The sequence below is a fragment of the Microbacterium terrae genome (assembly GCF_017831975.1).
Classification (GTDB): Bacteria; Actinomycetota; Actinomycetes; order Actinomycetales; family Microbacteriaceae; genus Microbacterium; species Microbacterium terrae.
In genome coordinates this window covers 2,421,302-2,436,702 of sequence record NZ_JAFDSS010000001.1, presented here as the reverse complement: position 1 = coordinate 2,436,702, position 15,401 = coordinate 2,421,302, and the positions used below count along the sequence as shown (strand labels likewise).

The 15,401-nt window shown below is 69.5% G+C and carries 13 protein-coding genes; 4 read left to right on the top strand and 9 right to left on the bottom strand.

The genetic code is table 11. The annotated features are described in order from the left end of the window. Nucleotide 1: 1 nt before the first annotated feature. Nucleotides 2–1,237, bottom strand: coding sequence for an Hsp70 family protein (locus JOD63_RS11200; RefSeq protein WP_084613485.1), 1,236 nt, complete (start codon nucleotides 1,235–1,237; stop codon nucleotides 2–4). 231 nt (nucleotides 1,238–1,468) lie between these two features. Here JOD63_RS11200 and groES point away from each other — a divergent pair, with 231 nt between their 5' ends. Together groES and rarD are read left to right on the top strand one after the other, a co-directional pair. After that, nucleotides 1,469–1,765, top strand: coding sequence for a co-chaperone GroES (gene groES / locus JOD63_RS11195; protein WP_045275440.1), 297 nt, complete (start codon nucleotides 1,469–1,471; stop codon nucleotides 1,763–1,765). Nucleotides 1,766–2,026: 261 nt separating this feature from the next. Next, nucleotides 2,027–2,953 (top strand): EamA family transporter RarD, encoded by a 927-nt coding sequence (gene rarD, locus JOD63_RS11190; RefSeq protein WP_045275492.1) that lies wholly within the window; start codon nucleotides 2,027–2,029, stop codon nucleotides 2,951–2,953. 206 nt (nucleotides 2,954–3,159) lie between these two features. Here rarD and JOD63_RS11185 read toward each other — a convergent pair whose 3' ends face one another. The 3 genes from JOD63_RS11185 to JOD63_RS11175 are packed head-to-tail and all read right to left on the bottom strand — an operon-like array spanning nucleotide 3,160 to nucleotide 5,958. Beyond that, entirely contained in the window at nucleotides 3,160–3,471 is a 312-nt protein-coding gene (locus tag JOD63_RS11185) for a metal-sensitive transcriptional regulator (RefSeq protein WP_045275439.1), read from the bottom strand. Nucleotides 3,472–3,484: 13 nt separating this feature from the next. Further along, the gene (locus JOD63_RS11180; protein ID WP_045275438.1) at nucleotides 3,485–5,743 is read right to left on the bottom strand and encodes a heavy metal translocating P-type ATPase; all 2,259 of its coding nucleotides are present in this window, start codon (nucleotides 5,741–5,743) and stop codon (nucleotides 3,485–3,487) included. A 2-nt stretch (nucleotides 5,744–5,745) separates the two neighbouring features. Beyond that, nucleotides 5,746–5,958: a heavy-metal-associated domain-containing protein gene (locus JOD63_RS11175; protein WP_045275437.1), complete on the bottom strand. Its 213-nt coding sequence runs from the start codon at nucleotides 5,956–5,958 to the stop codon at nucleotides 5,746–5,748. A 282-nt stretch (nucleotides 5,959–6,240) separates the two neighbouring features. On the opposite strand from JOD63_RS11175, the gene JOD63_RS11170 reads away from it, so the two are divergent. After that, entirely contained in the window at nucleotides 6,241–7,524 is a 1,284-nt protein-coding gene (locus JOD63_RS11170; RefSeq protein ID WP_045275436.1) for an ABC transporter substrate-binding protein, read from the top strand. A gap of 226 nt (nucleotides 7,525–7,750) precedes the next feature. Here JOD63_RS11170 and JOD63_RS11165 read toward each other — a convergent pair whose 3' ends face one another. Genes JOD63_RS11165 through JOD63_RS11150 form a run of 4 tightly spaced genes read right to left on the bottom strand, consistent with a single transcriptional unit; the run spans nucleotide 7,751 to nucleotide 11,848 of the window. Continuing rightward, nucleotides 7,751–8,530, bottom strand: a complete 780-nt coding sequence (locus JOD63_RS11165) for an ABC transporter ATP-binding protein (RefSeq protein WP_045275435.1) — start codon at nucleotides 8,528–8,530, stop codon at nucleotides 7,751–7,753. Then, complete coding sequence (locus JOD63_RS11160) at nucleotides 8,527–9,516, bottom strand: ABC transporter ATP-binding protein (RefSeq protein WP_045275434.1); 990 nt, start codon at nucleotides 9,514–9,516, stop codon at nucleotides 8,527–8,529. Before JOD63_RS11160 ends, JOD63_RS11165 begins: the two co-directional genes overlap by 4 nt. 49 nt (nucleotides 9,517–9,565) lie before the next feature. Beyond that, nucleotides 9,566–10,543 carry a branched-chain amino acid ABC transporter permease gene (locus JOD63_RS11155; protein WP_045275433.1) on the bottom strand — a complete coding sequence of 326 codons (978 nt, stop codon included), beginning with the start codon at nucleotides 10,541–10,543 and terminating at the stop codon, nucleotides 9,566–9,568. A 3-nt stretch (nucleotides 10,544–10,546) separates the two neighbouring features. Further along, complete coding sequence (locus JOD63_RS11150; protein ID WP_045275432.1) at nucleotides 10,547–11,848, bottom strand: branched-chain amino acid ABC transporter permease; 1,302 nt, start codon at nucleotides 11,846–11,848, stop codon at nucleotides 10,547–10,549. A 399-nt stretch (nucleotides 11,849–12,247) separates the two neighbouring features. Here JOD63_RS11150 and guaB point away from each other — a divergent pair, with 399 nt between their 5' ends. Further along, the gene (gene guaB / locus JOD63_RS11145) at nucleotides 12,248–13,750 is read left to right on the top strand and encodes an IMP dehydrogenase (RefSeq protein ID WP_045275431.1); all 1,503 of its coding nucleotides are present in this window, start codon (nucleotides 12,248–12,250) and stop codon (nucleotides 13,748–13,750) included. Nucleotides 13,751–13,811: 61 nt separating this feature from the next. On the opposite strand, the gene JOD63_RS11140 is transcribed toward guaB, so the two are convergent. Beyond that, nucleotides 13,812–15,308, bottom strand: coding sequence for a DHA2 family efflux MFS transporter permease subunit (locus tag JOD63_RS11140; RefSeq protein ID WP_045275430.1), 1,497 nt, complete (start codon nucleotides 15,306–15,308; stop codon nucleotides 13,812–13,814). Nucleotides 15,309–15,401 lie beyond the last annotated feature (93 nt).

Sequence of the window (15,401 nt, the reverse complement as noted above, 5' to 3'; positions counted from 1 at the left end):
GTCACGCCGATCCCCGTGCGCTGGGACTGAGGAACGGGAGCAGGCGGCCGACGAGGTCCTTCATCGGGTGCGCATGCCGCGGGGCGGCTGCCGGCTGCGGCATGAGCGGCTCGACGGCGCCCGGCTCGCCGTCGAGCGCGCCGCGCATCTCGTACGACCCGTCGGCTGCCGCCTGCGCGGCGCCCGCGGCCGCTGCGATCTTGGGGGAGCCGTCGACGATGATCGGTCGCCGGACGCGCTCCGAGACGAGCTGCGCGACGCGGGGGATGCGCGACGAGCCGCCGGTCAGGAGGATCGCGTCGACGCCGTCGGGTTCCACCCCTGCGTCGTCGAACACATCGAGCATCAGATCGATCGTGCGCGCGAGGTGCGCGTCGATCATGGCCTCGAGATCCTCCCTCGTCACCCGCACCGTCGTGCATCGACCGGCGACGAGCACCGGGATGATCGACTCCGAGTCCGACGACAGCGCCTCCTTGGCGTCGGTGCATTCACGGCGCAGCGCCGCGAGCGCGACCCGTTCACCGGCGTCGCGCTCCAGCGCGCCGCTGTCGAGTCCGGGCACGCCGGCGCGTCGGAGCGCGAAGTCCATCATCCGGTCGTCGACGTCGATGCCGCCGAGGTCGTCGATGCTCATCGGCGTCCCCTCGATGGCGACGTCCGACTCGCCGGTCCGAACCAGCGCGGCGGTGAAGGAGCTGCCGCCGAAGTCGTAGACGCCCACGAGCGCTCCGGCGTGGATGCGGTCGTGACGGAGGTGGTGGCGCGCGACGGCGACGGGACCCGCGACGAGTGTGGCATCGCCGAGTCCGTGCCGCTCGAGCGCCTCGCCCACGAGGGCGGTGCGGTACGGCCCCCACGCCACGGGCACGGTCACCGCGATCGAGGCGGGCAGATCCCCCTCCTGCACTGCGGCAGCCTGGACCGCCCATCCGATCAGGCGCACGAAGAGGTCTTCGGCCGCGAACCGTCGATCGACGACGGCGAGCGGCGTGTCGTCGCCGATCCGCGGGAGCAGCCGGCGCACGAGCAGGTCGGGCTGCGCGAGTGCGCGACGCTCCGCGGCGTCGCCGAAGACGATGTCTCCGGACGACACGAAGATCGAGGCAGGAGCGGCATCGGCGTGCCGTCCCAGGCTCACCGGGCGGGCGCGCGTGTCGCCGGCGGCGTCCCAGACCGCCGCTGAAATCCGACTTCCACCAGGATCGATACCCAGGCAGAACCGTCGAGCCGTCATCTGTTTCCCCTATGACGAGCGTTACGCGAGCCCCCGCTGCGCGCCTCCCCACGACGTGTCTACCACTCGGAGCCTCGAACCGCGAGGGGTCTCCCGCCCATCGACGACTCTCACCGTCATGGATTGGCACTCGCGTTGCACGAGTGCCAGAAGCCCACCTAGACTGAACATCAGCACTCTCAACGTCAGAGTGCTAACGAGTCTTCAGTCTCAAGAAAGAAGAGGTAGACCGTGTCGGTTTCCATCAAGCCGCTCGAGGACCGCATCGTCATCAAGCAGGTCGAGGCCGAGCAGACCACGTCCAGTGGCCTCGTCATCCCCGACACCGCCAAGGAGAAGCCCCAGGAGGGCGAGGTCGTGGCTGTGGGCCCCGGTCGCATCGACGACAACGGCAACCGCATCCCGCTCGACGTCGCCGTCGGCGACCGCGTGATCTACAGCAAGTACGGCGGCACCGAGGTCAAGTTCGGCGGTGACGAGTTCCTCGTTCTGTCGGCTCGTGACGTGCTGGCGGTCGTCGTCCGCTGACGCCTGTCGCGCACCGCGCGAAAGCCTGAGAGGGTCGGATGCTTCGGCATTCGACCCTCTCTGCGTATGCAAACCCGGGATGGTGGCAGGAATCCTGCGAACGTCGGCAGGCGTCAGCCTCCCGAGGTCAGCGCCTCCGGCCGCGGGGTCCGGGCACCCGCCTAGGCTGAGCAGGTGAAGCGCAGCACCGGACCGATCCCCGCAGCCACGACCGCGTCGGATCTCGGCGAGATCGCCACCGACACCGCCGGTATCGGGGTGGTGGCGGCATCCGGTTCCCTCGACTCACCGCGCCAGCGCACGCTGGGTGGCGTCTACGCGTTCAGCGCGTACTTGCTGTGGGGCTTCCTGCCGCTGTACTTCGTGCTGCTGGCGCCGACCGGGCCGTTCGAGCTCGTCGCGTGGCGCATCGTGCTGTCGCTCGTCTTCTGCGCGCTGCTGCTCACGGTCATGCGCTCCTGGCCGCGGCTGATCGCCATCATGCGTCAGCCGAGGCTGCTCGGTCTCACCGCTCTCGCCGGCCTGCTCATCTACGTCAACTGGCAGGTCTTCATCATCGGGGCGCTGTCGGACCACGTCATCGAGACGAGCCTCGGCTACTTCATCAACCCGATCGCGACGGTGCTGCTCGCGGTGCTCGTGCTGCGGGAGCGGCTGCGGGTGACCCAGTGGGTGGCCATCGGCATCGCCGCGGCGGCGGTGCTCGTCATCATCGTCGGCTACGGCTCGGTGCCGTGGATCGCCCTCACCCTCGCCGCATCGTTCAGCGTCTACGGCCTGGTGAAGAAGCGCGTCGGCCCCTCGGTCGACGCGGTCAGCGGTCTCACCCTCGAGTCGCTGTGGCTGGTGCCCATCGCCGCGGTCATCTTGACGGTGGTCGGCACGACCACCGGGTTCACCCTGGGAACGAGCGGGCCCACCCATGCGGTGCTGCTGAGCCTCGCCGGCGTCGTGACGGCGGTGCCGCTGCTCTTCTTCGCCGCCGGGGCCCGCCGGGCGACCCTCACCACCATCGGCCTGCTGCAGTTCGTGGCGCCGATCCTGCAGTTCCTCACCGGGTGGCTCGTCCTCCAGGAGCCCATGCCCCTCGAGCGCTGGATCGGATTCGGCCTGGTGTGGGTCGCGCTCATCGTGCTCACGGTGGACTCCGTCGTCCACGCCCGTCGGGTGCGCGCGGCCCAGCCGTAGGGCATCCGTTCCCCTCTCTGACCCTGCGCGCCGCCGGGCTACGCTGATTGGCCTGTCGCGGTATGCGGCCCACCGTGTGATTCGCGACAGCTGAGCCTGCGCCGATGTGGTTCGCCTGTCGCAGACTGCGGCGCGGGGCGTCGATTGCGACAGGCGAGGATGCTCGCGCGGGGCGCGCGTGGGGTGAGGGTGTGCCCGCTCGCGGCTCAGCGGACGAGGCGGGCGATCGCCTGCGACGCCTCGACGATCTTCGCCTCGGCCTCGTCGCCGCCGGCGCGCGCCGCGTCGACCACGCAGTGACGCAGATGGTCTTCGAGCAGCCCCACCGCGACGGCCTCCAGGGCGCTCGTGAGGGCGCTGATCTGCGTGAGGATGTCGATGCAGTACTTCTCGTCGTCGACCATCTTGTGGATGCCGCGGGCCTGGCCCTCGATGCGCTTCAGGCGATTGAGGTACTTGTCCTTGTCGGTGATGTAGCCGTGGTGGCTGTGGTCGGCGTGGGTGTCGACGGTGGTCATCTCGTTCTCCCGTTCAGGCTCGGGCGGTGGTGCGGAAGCGGCGCAGCCGCAGGCTGTTGGCGACGACGAACACGCTCGAGAGCGCCATCGCGGCGCCCGCGATCATGGGGTTGAGCAGGCCCAGCGCCGCCAGCGGGATCGCCGCGACGTTGTACGCGAACGCCCAGAACAGGTTGACCCTGATCGTTCCGAGGGTGGCGCGCGAGAGGCGGATCGCGTCGGCGGCGCCGCGGAGGTCGCCGCGCACCAGGGTGATGTCGGATGCTTCGATCGCGGCATCCGTCCCCGTCCCCATCGCGATGCCGAGGTCGGCCTGGGCGAGCGCGGCGGCGTCGTTCACGCCGTCGCCGACCATGGCGACGACGCGTCCTTCGGACTGCAGCGCCTTCACCACGGCTACCTTCTCGTGGGGGAGCACCTCGGCGGTGACGCGTTCGATCCCCACCTCGGCGGCGACGCTGTGCGCCACGGCGGCGTTGTCGCCGGTGAGCAGCACCGGGTCGAGTCCGAGTTCCCGCAGCTGTGCAATGGCCTGCGGGCTCGTCGGCTTGATCTCGTCGGCGATGACCAGGATGCCGCGCACCGCGCCGTCCCACGCGACGACGACTGCCGTGCGCCCGGCGCGCTCGGCGGCGGCCTTCGCGTCGGCGAGGTCAGCCGGCAGGGTCAGCGCCCAGTCGTCGAGCACGGCCTCGCGGCCCACCACGACGGCGTGGCCGTCGACGACGCCCGAGACGCCGATGCCGGCGGTGCTGCGGAACGACTCCACCCCCGGGAGCGCGCCGATCTCGGCCTCGGCCGCGACGGCGATCGCCTGGGCGAGCGGATGCTCCGACGCGTGCTCGAGCGCGCCGGCGAGGCGCAGCAACTCGGCGCGGTCCGTGGCGCCCGCTCCGGCGGGCACCGCGTCGACGAGGGTCATACGGCCGGCGGTGACGGTGCCGGTCTTGTCGAGCACGATCGTGTCGACGCGTCGCGTGGACTCGAGCACCTCGGGCCCCTTGATGACGACGCCGAGCTGCGCGCCGCGCCCGGTGCCCACGAGGAGCGCGGTCGGGGTCGCGAGACCCAGCGCGCACGGGCACGCGATGATGAGCACGGCGACCGCGGCGGTGAAGGCGACCTCGGGCGAGGCGCCGAGCGCCAGCCAGACACCCAGCGTCGCGGCGGCGATCACGAGCACGATCGGCACGAAGACGCCCGAGATGCGGTCGGCGAGGCGCTGCACGTCGGCCTTGCCCGACTGAGCCTCCTCGACGAGACGGGCGATCTGAGCCAGCTGGGTGTCGGCTCCGACGCGCGTGGCGCGCACCACCAGCATCCCGCCGGCGTTCATGGTCGCGCCGGTGACCGCGTCGCCCGGCACGACCTCGACCGGGAGTGATTCGCCGGTGACGAGCGAGGCGTCGACGGCGGATGCGCCCGAGACGATGACCCCGTCGGCGGCGATCTTCTCGCCGGGGCGCACGGTGAACTCGTCGCCGACGCGCAGGTCGGCGACCGGCACGCGGGTCTCGGTGACGGCGCCGGATGCGTCGGCGCGGCGCACCGCCACGTCTTTGGCGCCGAGGTCGAGGAGTGCGCGCAGGGCTGCGCCGGCGCTGCGCTTGGAGCGCAGCTCCATGTAGCGCCCGGCGAGCACGAACGTGGTGACGCCGGCGGCGACCTCGAGATAGATGTCGGCGCCGCCTTCGCCCGGCCGGGCGATCCACGTGAACTCGTGCACCATGCCGGGCATGCCGGCGCCGCCGAGGAACAGCGCGTAGAGAGACCACACGAACGCCGCGGTGACGCCCAGCGAGATGAGGGTGTCCATCGTGGCGGCGCCGTGGCGCAGATTGATCCACGCGGCGCGGTGGAAGGGCCAGGCTCCCCACACCACGACCGGCGCCGCGAGGGCGAGCGACAGCCACTGCCAGTAGTTGAACTGCAGCGCGGGGATCATCGACAGCGCGATCACCGGAACCGCCAGCACCGCGGAGCCGATGAGGCGCTGCCGCAGCGACCGGAGCTCGGGGTCGACGGCGCTCTCGGCCGGGGGCTCGGCGGCGGGGAGAGCGGCGGAGTAGCCGGCGTGCTCGACCTCGGCGATGAGTGCCTGCGGATCGATGCCCGCCGGTGCGAAGACCACGGCCTTCTCGGTGGCGTAGTTGACCGAGGCGTCGACGCCGTCGATCTTGTTCAGGCGCTTCTCGACGCGGACGGCGCACGACGCGCACGTCATGCCCCCGATCTCGAGCTCGACCCGGGTGCCTCCGGCCGTGGTGCCCATCATCAGGCGCGGACGGCGGTGTAGCCGGCCTCGTCGACCGCCGCGATGATCGCGGCGTCGTCGATCGCGGTGCCGGCCGTGACGATGAGCGAGCCGGATGCGGCGCTGACGGCCACGTCTTCGACGCCGGCGATCTTCGTGACCTCGGAGCGGACGGATGCCTCGCAGTGCCCGCAGCTCATTCCGGTGACCTGGTATGCGATCTTCTCTGCCATGTCCTCAGCCTTTCGATGATGTCTGGGATACCCCTGAGGGGTACATCTGGCTCCAACCCTATACCCGCTTGGGGTATTCCGCTCCGGCCGTCGCCCCAGGGCGGGGAGGCGAATTGCGCAGAGCGCCGGGACGACAGCTCTCAGGCCGTTATGACACCGAGACATTTCTGTTTCACATCGTTAACGAACGGCAACACTCACGAGACCGACCGCCGGTTAGGTTTGGTCCACTGGGTCGGCGCCCGAGCCGTTCCCGTTGTTGAATGAACAGCAAGGAGCAACATGAGCGTCATCACCCGCTCGCGTAAGTCGTCGGTCCTCGGCGGCATCGCACTCGCCGGTGCTGCAGCACTCGTCCTCGCCGGCTGCGCCGCGGGCACGAGCAGCGAGCCGACCGAGTCCGAGGTCGAGGCACGCGACCTGACCCTGAAGATCGGCACGATCCTGCCCGTCACCGGCAGCCTGTCGTTCCTCGGCCCGCCCGAGGAGGCGGGTGTCGGTCTCGCCGCATCCGACATCAACGAGGTCGCCGAAGAGACCGGCCTCACCATGGACGACATCGTCTGGGGCGACTCGGGCGACACCGACAACAAGGCGTACGCCACCACGATCCAGACCCTCATCTCCGAGGGTGTCTCGGCCGCCATCGGCGCCGCGTCGTCGGGTGTGACGAAGCTCTTCCTCGACGACGCCGTCGCCGCGGGAATCATCACCTTCTCGCCGGCCAACACGTCGCTCGACTTCACCACGTGGGACGACAACGACCTGTACTGGCGCACGGCTCCGTCCGACAAGCTCCAGGGCGAGGTTCTCGCGAACCTCGTCGCCGAGGACGCCCACTCCAACGTGGCGGTGCTCTACCTGAACGACTCGTACGGCACCGGCCTCAACGATGTCTTCCAGGAGAACTTCACCGGCACCGGCGGCACGATCGTCGAGGAGCAGTCCTACAACACCGGTGACACCACGTTCGACGCGCAGATCAGCGCGATCCTCGCCTCGAACCCCGACGCCGTCGTGCTGATCACGTTCGACGAGATCTACACGATCGGCCCGGCGCTGCTGGCTGCGGGCTACCCAGCTGAGGACCTGTACTTCGTCGACGGCAACCTGAAGAACTTCTCGGCCGACGACAAGTGGCCGGCCGACGTCAGCCTCGAGGGCGCCAAGGGCACCACGCCCGCCGGCCCCTCGACTCCGGAGGACTTCCAGACCCGACTGAACGACTGGTGGGTCGCGGACGGCAACTCGGAGCTGACCGACTTCGCGTACGCCAACGAGTCGTACGACGCCGTCATCCTGCTGGCGCTGGCTTCGCTCGCCGCCAACTCGACCGACGCCGCCGACATCGCGGGCAAGCTGCAGGAGGTCTCGGGCGGTTCCGGCGACGGTGAGAAGTGCGAGTCGTACGCCGACTGCGCCGACATCATCCTCGGCGGCGGCGTCGCGGACTACGACGGCTACTCGGGCCCCATCGGGTTCGACGAGGTCGGCGACCCGCAGGAGGCTACGGTCGGCATCTTCCAGTACCAGGCCGACAACTCCTTCTCGCGCATCGACCTCTGATCGCACTGAGCTAGAGCGAAGGGCCCCGGAGCGATCCGGGGCCCTTTCGCGTGCCCGGTGGGCGTAGTCGGTCGAGCCCGGGTGCCTCGGCGCGCTGAGCGCCCCGGTGCCTTCGGGGGTTGGTTTCCCCCCAGAGTGTGTGGTGAGGGCTGACTCAGCGCAGGCCGACAACGAGGAGGGGGACGGATGCCGAAGCATCCGTCCCCCTCCTGAAGAGGTCCCGCGTCTAGTGGTCGGTGTCGGCGCCCAGTGAGCCGAGGTACAGCCCGATCACCTTGGGGTCGTTCAGAAGGTCGCGGCCGCTGCCCTCGTAGGCGTCGCGGCCCTGGTCGAGCACATAGCCGCGGTCGCAGATCTGCAGGCAGCGGCGGGCGTTCTGCTCGACCATGATCGTCGTCACGCCGGCTTTGTTGATGTCGGAGACGCGGATGAAGGCGTCGTCCTGGCGCACGGGCGACAGGCCCGCCGACGGCTCGTCGAGCAGCAGCACCGACGGGTTCATCATGAGCGCGCGCGACATCGCGACCATCTGCCGCTCACCGCCCGAGAGCGAGCCTGCGCGCTGCTTGAGGCGCTTGCCCAGCTCGGCGAAGATTCCGGTGACGAACTCGAGCCGCTCGGCGTACCCCTTGGGGTTCTGGTACAGACCCATCTGCAGGTTCTCCTCGATGGTGAGCGAGGGGAACACGTTGTTGGTCTGCGGCACGAAGCCGACGCCGCGCTGCACGAGCTTGTCGGACTTGAGCCCGACGACGCTCTCGCCGTCGACGGTGATCGAGCCCTCGCGCACCTTCACCATGCCGAAGATGGCCTTGAGCAGCGTCGACTTGCCGGCGCCGTTCGGGCCGATGATGCCGATCAGCTCGCCCTTGCGGGCGACCAGGTTCGTGCCGTTGATGATGTTGATGCCCGGGAGGTACCCCGCATAGAGGTCGGTGACCTCGACCACCACTTCGTCGGTCTTGACCGCGGCTGTGCCCGCGGCATCCGTCGTCGGCGTGCTCACTTGGTGTCCTCCTCGGCGTCCTGGATCGCCGCTTCTTCGTCTTGGCGGATCTCCTCCAGAAGCTGCTGGGCCTCGGAGTCGAGCTCGCCCGCGATGCGGCCGGTGACGACACCCAGGTCGACGTCCTGGTGGCTGCCCAGGTATGCGTCGATCACGGCCTTGTCGTTCATCACCATCTCGGGCGGACCCTCGGCGACGACGCGACCCTCGGCCATCACGACCACCCAGTCGGCGATGTGGCGCACCATGTGCATGTCGTGCTCCACGAAGAGCACCGTCATGCCGAGGTCCTTGAGGTCGAGGATGTGATCGAGCAGCGACTCGGTGAGGGCCGGGTTGACACCGGCCATCGGCTCGTCGAGCATGACGAGCGTCGGGTCGCTCATGAGTGCTCGCGCCATCTCGAGGAGCTTCCGCTGGCCGCCCGACAGCGACGCCGCGTAGTCGTCGGCCTTGGCGTCGAGCTTGAACCGCTGGAGCAGCTCCATCGCCTTGTCTTCGATCGCGTCGTCCTGCTTGCGCCAGATGGCGGGGATGATGCTCGCCCACAGGCTCTCGCCCTTCTGGCCGGTGGCGCCGAGCTTCATGTTCTCGAGCACCGTCAGCAGCGACAGGGCCTTCGTCAGCTGGAAGGTGCGCACCTGACCCATGCGGGCGACCTTGAACGACGGGATGCCGCTCAGCTGCTTGCCGTCGAACGACCAGGTTCCCGAGTTCGGCTTGTCGAAGCCGCACAGCAGGTTGAACAGGGTCGTCTTGCCGGCACCGTTCGGGCCGATGAGCGCGGTGATCGCGTGGCGCGGGATCTCGAGGTGCTCGACGTCGACGGCGATGAGGCCGCCGAAGCGGCGGGTCACGTTGTCCATGACGAGGACGGGATCGTTCTTGGCCACGCCCGGCGTCGACTCCCCGGCCGCGAGGCCGGTCGACTTCGGGCGGCGGACCGAACCGGTCGTCGTCGGGACGGCGCCCGTCGAGGCGGGCACGGCGGGAGTCTCAGCGGCCGCGTCGCCCGCGGCCGCGTTCTCGGGTGCGTTACTTGACAAAGGTCAGCTCCCTCTTGTTTCCGAAGATGCCCTGCGGGCGGAAGATCACGATGAGCATGAGCGCGACGCCCACCAGGATGAAGCGCAGCGTGCCGGCCTGCGCCGAAGACAGCGGCAGGATGTCGGCCGCGGCCATCGCGGGGAGCACGTTTCCGAGGAAGCCCATGATCACCCAGAAGATCACCGAGCCGACGACCGGTCCGAAGACCGTCGCGGCGCCGCCGAGCAGCAGGATGGTCCACACGAAGAACGTGAGGCTGGTGGTGTAAGTGGCCGGGACCACCGCCGACGGCAGGGCGAAGACCACACCGCCGAGGGCGCCCATGACGCCGCCGATGATGAGCGCCTGCATCTTGTAGGCGAACACGTTCTTGCCGAGCGAGCGCACCGCGTCTTCGTCTTCGCGGATGCCCTTGAGCACGCGGCCCCACGGGCTGCGCATGAGCGCCCAGACGAGGTAGACCGCGATCGCGAGCAGGATGATGCCGAACACGCGCACCCACAGCTGGTCGGCGGTCCACACCCACGGGCCGAACCCGTAGTTGCCGTCGGGGAACGGGTTGGCCGCGCGGAACCCGGCGTGATAGTTGCCCAGCCCGTCGGCGGAGTTCGTCCACTCGTCGAAGACCTGCGTCGTGAGCATGAGTCTCACGATCTCGGCCGCCGCGATCGTCACGATGGCCAGATAGTCCGCTCTCAGACGCAGGGTCGGGATGCCGAGGATGATCGCGAAGACCACTGAGGCGAGGCATCCGACGATGATGCCCAGCCACCACGGCCAGCCGAAGCTGAGGATCGAGATCGCGTATCCGTAGGCGCCGAGGGCCATGAAGCCGGCGACGCCGAAGTTGAGCAGGCCGGCGTAGCCGAAGTGCACGGCGAGACCGGTGGCCGCCAGTGCGTAGGCGATCGTCTCCGGGCTGAACACCCAGTAGGCGGTGTTGTTGAGGATCTGTCCCCAGTCCATGGGTCAGCCCAACCTTTCCTTGCGGCCCAGCAAGCCCTGGGGCCTGACGAGGAGGATCACGATCAGCACGGCGAGTGCGCCCACGTACTTCATGTCCGGCGGAATCCACAGTGTCGAGATCTCGACGAGGATGCCGACGATCAGCGAGCCGACGAGTGCGCCGAACGCGGTGCCGAGGCCGCCGAGGGTGACCGCGGCGAAGATGAGCAGCAGCACCTGCACGCCCATGTCCCACTTCACGCCGGGCCGGAAGTAGGCCCACAGCACGCCGGCCACGGCGGCGAGCGAGGCGGAGAGGATCCAGACGGTGCGGATCACGCGGTCGACGTTGATGCCCGACGCGGCGGCGAGCCCGGGGTTGTCGCTGATGGCGCGGGTGGCCTTGCCGACGCGCGTGCGCAGCAGCCAGTACGCGACGGCCAGCAGCAGCACGATCGAGGTGCCCATCGAGACCGCGTCGATCCACGACATCGACACCGGACCGAAGCGGATGTCGCGCGGCGCGCCGGCTCCGGGGAGCTGATACGTGCCGCCGCCGATGAAGAACGCGTACAGGTAGCGGATCGCGAGCGAGAGGCCGATGCTGACGATCATCAGCTGCACCAGGCCCAGGCCCCTGCGGCGCAGCGGTCGCCAGAGGCCGGCATCCAGGCTCCATCCGAACGCGGCGCCGAACAGCACCACGATCGGCACGACCAGCCACATCGGGAGGCCGAAGTTGCCACCGAACACCAGCGCGACGATCGCTCCGAAGGTGAGCATCTCGGCGTGGGCGAAGTTCGTGAGGCCCGTGGTGCCGAAGATCAGCGAGACGCCGACCGCGGCGAGCGCGAGGAGGAGGCCGAAGTTGAGGCCGTTCACCAGGCGCTCGACGAGCTGGTCGACGAACGACGTGGTGACGCGCTCGCCCTGGCCGAGGAAGAGGTTCAGCACCCGCGAGTCGGTGAGGCCGAACTCGACCTCGAACGACGCGGTGGTGCCGTCCTTGGGCGCGATGCCCTCCGGCAGCTGCTCCGGGTCGACGATGACGCCGTCGGGGAGGGTGGTCTCGTCGACGGTGAGCGTGTACGCGTCCTTCTCGGGCACGTACAGCCGCCAGCGACCCTCGGCGTTGGTGATGGTCTCGGCTTCGAAACCGCCGCCTTCGATCGACACGGTCACATCGGCCACAGGCTCGTCCTGGTAGCTGATGAGCCCGGAGAAGTAGTAATCGGTCGCCGTCTGATCGGCGCCCGGCTCGTCCGGAGCCGTCGCATCGGCGTGCGCGCCGAGCGGCGTCGCGAACAGCAGCATCGCCGCCGCCATCAGCGCTCCGGCAAGAATGACAGCCCATCGCAATGAGCGTCTCGTGGTCACAGTCGTGGGACCCACAGAACCTCCAGTCCGGCACCACAGGACGCCGACGCTCGGGATCGCATCGGCAGTGATGAACGACGGTACGACCCTAATGTGTCGTCGGTGTTTCGCATACAACGCGCCTGCGCGCCGTGATCGAATCGGAACCGCCCGCGCGCTCACCAGGCGCCGGGCCGCTCGACCACGCGATGCGCGCGCGATGTCGCGCGGCGCGCGTCACCGCACGCGCGCGGGAACAAAGGGCGTCCGCGCCCGCTTAGAATCGAGTACGGAGCGTCACGAGCGCCCCGGCCGCCGTCGTCCACACACTCGAGAGAACGCGCCCCGGCACGGAGCGCAGGAGACCCCATGGAGCACAACGACCCCTTCGGCTTCGTCGGACTGACCTACGACGACGTCCTGCTGCTGCCCGGGCACACGGACGTCATCCCGAGCGAGGCCGACACGTCGTCGCGGCTGACCCGCCGGATCACGGTCGCGACTCCGCTGATCTCCGCGGCGATGGACACGGTCACCGAGGCGCGCCTCGCGATCGCCATGGCCCGCGAGGGGGGTCTCGGCATCATCCACCGCAACCTCTCGATCCAGGATCAGGCCTCGATGGTCGACCGGGTCAAGCGCAGCGAGTCCGGCATGATCACCGACCCGATCACCACCACCCCCGACGCGACGATCGACGAGGTCGACTCGCTGTGCGCGCAGTACCGCATCTCGGGCCTCCCCGTCGTCGACGAGGAGGGGCGCCTGGTCGGCATCATCACGAACCGCGACATGCGCTTCGTCTCGGGCTTCGAGCGTCAGACCACCCTGGTCAAAGACGTCATGACCCGCGAGAACCTCATCACCGGCACGGTCGGCATCGGCGCAGGCGAGGTCATCGCCCTGTTCGCCCAGCACCGCGTCGAGAAGCTTCCCCTCATCGACGAGGCGGGCAAGCTCGCTGGTCTCATCACGATCAAGGACTTCGACAAGAGCGAGAAGTACCCGCTCGCCACGAAGGACGACCAGGGCCGTCTGCGCGTGGGCGCAGCGATCGGCTTCTTCGGCGACGCGTGGGAGCGCGCCGAGGCGCTGCGCGACGCGGGCGTCGACGTCATCGTGGTCGACACCGCCAACGGCCAGTCCGCCGGCGTCATCGACATGGTCCGCCGCCTCAAGGGCGACGCATCCTTCGCCCACATCGACGTCATCGGCGGCAACGTCGCGACCCGCGAGGGCGCCCAGGCGCTCATCGAGGCGGGCGTCGACGCCGTCAAGGTCGGCGTCGGTCCCGGCTCCATCTGCACCACGCGCGTCGTCGCGGGCGTCGGCGTGCCGCAGGTCACCGCGATCTACGAGGCTTCGCTCGCGGCCCGCGAGGTCGGCGTTCCCGTGATCGCCGACGGCGGCCTGCAGTACTCGGGCGACATCGCCAAGGCGCTCGTCGCCGGCGCCGACACCGTGATGCTCGGCTCGCTCCTCGCCGGCACCGACGAGTCCCCGGGCGAGGTCGTCTTCCAGGGCGGCAAGCAGTTCAAGCTCTACCGCGGCATGGGTTCGCTCGGCGCGATGCAGACCCGCGGCAAGAAGACGTCCTACTCGAAGGACCGCTACTTCCAGGCCGACATCCCCAGCGACGACAAGCTCATCCCCGAGGGCATCGAGGGCCAGGTCGCCTACCGCGGACCGGTCTCGGCCGTCGCCTACCAGCTCGTCGGAGGACTCCGGCAGTCGATGTTCTACGTCGGCGCGCGCACCGTCGAGGAGCTCAAGGCCCGCGGCAAGTTCGTGCGGATCACCGCCGCCGGTCTCAAGGAGTCGCACCCGCACGACGTGCAGATCGTCGTCGAGGCGCCCAACTACAAGAAGTAAGTCGTACGAGGGGGGCGGATGCCGCGGCATCCGTCCCCCCTCGCGTTCCCCGGTGCGGGACTCAGACCGCGATGCGCTCGTGCTCCGCGGCATCCGTCGCGGGTTCCCCTGCATCGGGGGCCGACGCCGACCCCGAGACCGAGCGCCCCGCGGGCAGCCACAGTGCGGCGACGGTCGCCAGCGCGAGCACGGCCGCGCCGGTGAACACGGCCGGGCGGGCGGCGTCGACGTACAGGTCGGGCAGCAGCTCGCCGCCGGCGCCCACGAAGATGGCGGTCATGACCGCGGTGCCGAGGGCCACCCCGAGCTCGCGCACCGTCGAGTTGACCCCCGACGCCTTGGCGTGGTCGATGAGGCCGAGGGTCGCCAGCAGCGCGGTGGCCGAGGGGGCGAATACGAGCGCCATGCCGACGCCGGCCATCACGAACGGCGCGATGAGCACGGGGTATTCGAGGTCGGTCGACATGACGGCGCCGATCCAGCCGAGCGCGACGGCCTGCAGCGCGAGGCCCGCCACCATCAGCACGCGGGTGCCGACGCGCGGGGCGAGGAGGCCCGCGATCGGCGCGACGAACACGGGCGCGAGGGTCCACGGCGTCGTCTGCACGGCAGCCTCGAGCGGCGTCGAGCCCTGCACGACCTGCAGGTACTGGATGAGGATGAACACCGCCCCGAACGTGCCGAAGCTGAATGCGAAGCCGATGATGTTCGTGACCGAGAACGACCGGTCGCGGAACAGCCGCAGCGGTACCAGGGGCGCTTTCGCGCGGGTCTGCCAGACGAGGAAGCCGAGCACGAGCGCTGCGCCGAGGGCGAGTTCGACGATGACGCCGAGCGAGTCCCAGCCGTCGTCGTTGCCGCGCACGATCGCGTGCACCAGCGCGACGACACCGGATGCCGCGAGCAGCGCGCCCGGCACGTCGATGCGCTCGCGGGCGCCGAAGTCGTTGCGCAGCACGACGAGGGCGAGGGGGATCGCGATGAGGGCGACCGGCACGTTGATCCAGAAGATGCCCTGCCAGTTCCAGCCCTCCATGATGGCTCCGCCGACGAGAGGGCCGACCGCGACGCCGAGGCCCGAGACGCCGCCCCAGATGCCGATGGCGAGGGGACGGCGGGCTGCGGGCACGGCGCCCGAAAGCAATGCGAGCGACAACGGCATGACGCCGGCCGCTCCGAGGCCCTGGAAGGCGCGGGCCGCGATCAGCTGCCCGGGGTCGGTGCTGAGCGCCGCGAGCGCGGACCCGATGCCGAAGACCGCGATGCCGATGGCGAACACCGTGCGGCGGCCGAAGCGGTCGCCCAGGGCCGAGGCGATGAGGATCGTGCCGGCGAACGCGAGCGTGTACGCGTTCACGAACCACTGCAGCTCTTCGACCGCGGCTCCCATCTCGGTGTGGAGCACGGGGAGCGCGTTGGTCATCACGAGGTTGTCGAGGGTTGCCATGAACATGGGCAGCGACGCCGCGGCGAGGACGAGCGCGAACGGACGCGGGCGGCGCGGAGCCGCGAGAGGACGCTGCGCGCCGACGGGCGCGGCAGGAGATTCGAGGGCCATGCGGACTCCAGTTGTAATTGGATGATTACTTGACAGGAAGGACTGTAGTAATCGCATGATTACAAAGTCAAGTCATTCGCTGATAATCTCGGG